Source organism: Pseudomonas sp. FSL R10-2189, from assembly GCF_009600325.1.
GTDB lineage: Bacteria > Pseudomonadota > Gammaproteobacteria > Pseudomonadales > Pseudomonadaceae > Aquipseudomonas > Aquipseudomonas helleri.
Genome location: NZ_WIVZ01000181.1, coordinates 1 through 227 on the forward strand (window position 1 = coordinate 1; position 227 = coordinate 227).

At 54.2% G+C, this 227-nt stretch carries 1 pseudogene; it reads left to right on the forward strand.

Annotated elements, in window-relative coordinates:
* Window positions 1-227 (forward strand): annotated as a pseudogene (locus GHO32_RS26375) (IS3 family transposase); the annotation flags it as partial.

A 227-nucleotide genomic window follows, 5' to 3' on the forward strand; every position in this document is an offset into this window, starting at 1 on the left:
AGGAGCTTGGGCACTTTGGTCAACAAAAAGCTCGTGGAGCGGTTGATGGTTGAGCTGGGACTGCGTTCGATTGTGCGCCCCAAGAAGTATCGCTCGTATCGAGGGGCTGTCGGCAGGACCGCACCGAATCTATTGGAGCGCAACTTCATTGCTCAGCGCCCTAACCAGAAGTGGGTAACGGACGTTACAGAGTTCAAGGTTGCTCAGCAAAAGCTCTATCTTTCGCC